Here is a 1,640-nt window from a genome sequence, read left to right on the forward strand (position 1 = left end):
GCGGTACGCCGGCCAGTTGTTCTTGTTCGATCACGTGGGTCTCTCTCCTGTGGTTTGTGGCGAAATGGGTGTCGCGTTGCCGGCGGCGGCGCGCTTGCGGTCGAACTGGGATGAGCTTCAGCACAGCGGCGGCGTTCATGCCAGGCATGCACTGATGCCCCGGAACTCAAGGCCGGACTCCATCAGCTCGCACACGGCGGCGCAGCAGCCGGTGGAGATCACGAACAGCTCGCAGCGGCTGCCATCGGCGAAGACGCAGCGGCAGCGGATCAGGCGGGTGGTCTTGAGCGTGGGCATGGCCCCTCCCTTCACGAGCGCTTGGCGCCCTTGCGGTCGAAGACCCAGCACCACAGGCTGGTGCTGGCGTTGAGCTGGTTGTCTGCCTTCAGGCCGCTGTTGACGACGCGGCTGTCGATGAAGGCGTAGCGCTTGCTGGTGCGAAGCAGCTTCTTCAGGTCGGCGAGCGAGGGCGCGGCCTGGCCGCGCTCGCGGCACCCTTGGATGAAGTGGTTCAGGTTGACGGCGATCTCTTCATCGGGGCGCCGGCTGTGGTTCAGCGGGAAGTTGCCCTCGTCCAGGAACTCGAAGGTCTCCCAGAACTCGCTGACGATCGGGTGGTCGCTGTTGATGGCTTGCTGACGCTGCTCGGCCATGGCCGCCACCTGCTCGATGAGCGCTTCGTGCTGCTCGTCCGTCATCGGTGTGACCAGCCGAAGCGCGTCGGCCAGTGCGGCGAGCTGGCCATGGTTTTTGGCGATGCGGGTGCTCTTCACGCCGGCCCGCTTGAGCAGCTCGGCTTCGTGATGCGGCGTGCGCTCGGCCAGCACCTTCAGGATCTCGGCCTCGCGCATCGAGGCGCGCAGGATGAAGCCGCTCACTTGGGTGATCGGCATGTGTTCGAGCGCCAGGGCCGACTCGCGCGTCTTGGGCGTCTGGCCACTGCGGTCGAACGTCAGGTGCACGATCCGCTGCAGGATCGGCTCCGAGGCGTTGACCTCGTTGTTTTGGCTGATGACGATGGCGCCGCGGAAAGGCGGCTCGTATGTCTCGTTGCCGCCGGTGGCCATGCCACGGGCGCGCACGCTGCGGCCGTTGTAGGCGGTCTTCAGCTCGTCCCAGTCGAAGCTCTTGACGTGCGGGCCCTTGTCGTTGCCCAGCTTCTCACGGTCGCTCTCGATCAGGACCACCGGCAGGTTAGCCACCTGGGCGAAGTTGCGCGCGCGGGCAGCCAGGCTCGACTTGCTGGGGTCGAAGCCTTCGTAGTCAGCGCGGCCCATCAGCTTCCACAGGAACTCGATCAGCGTCGACTTGCCCGCGCCGGCCTCGCCCACGATCTCGAGGAAGGGGTAGCTCTTCTGGGTCGAGCGGATCTGCTCGGCGAATAGGGTGCCCAGCCAGAACGCCAGCGCCGCCAGTCCCTTGGCGCCGAAGCACCGCCACAGCAGGGGGAACCAGGTCTCGCGGTAGTCGGCCAGGTCGTGGTTGATCGATAGCTGGGCCGAGTGGCTGAGGCTCTTCAAGCTCAGCTTGCCGAAGTCGAAAAAGTCCTCGCCGTTGATCTCGACCAGCTTGCCCTCGCGCACGGCCACGTCGCCCAGCAAGTAGCAACCGTGCTCCTTCGCATAGCCCACGAAGTCGAT

1 protein-coding gene and 1 pseudogene are annotated in these 1,640 nt (G+C 65.8%); both read right to left on the minus strand.

Annotated features, from left to right (window positions below):
* Positions 1-135 precede the first annotated feature (135 nt).
* On the minus strand, positions 136-297 hold the full coding sequence (locus AC1DYI_RS34935) for a hypothetical protein (RefSeq protein ID WP_477208686.1): 162 nt from the start codon (positions 295-297) through the stop codon (positions 136-138).
* 11 nt (positions 298-308) lie between these two features.
* Positions 309-1,640: pseudogene (locus AC1DYI_RS34940) on the minus strand (bifunctional DNA primase/helicase); the annotation flags it as partial.

The organism is Ideonella sp. P3_A4, from assembly GCF_056403075.1.

What these genes read in the sequence shown, in the direction of transcription:
- AC1DYI_RS34935 (WP_477208686.1), bottom strand. Translation starts at nt 297, where the DNA reads ATGCCCACGCTCAAGACCACCCGCCTGATCCGCTGCCGCTGCGTCTTC.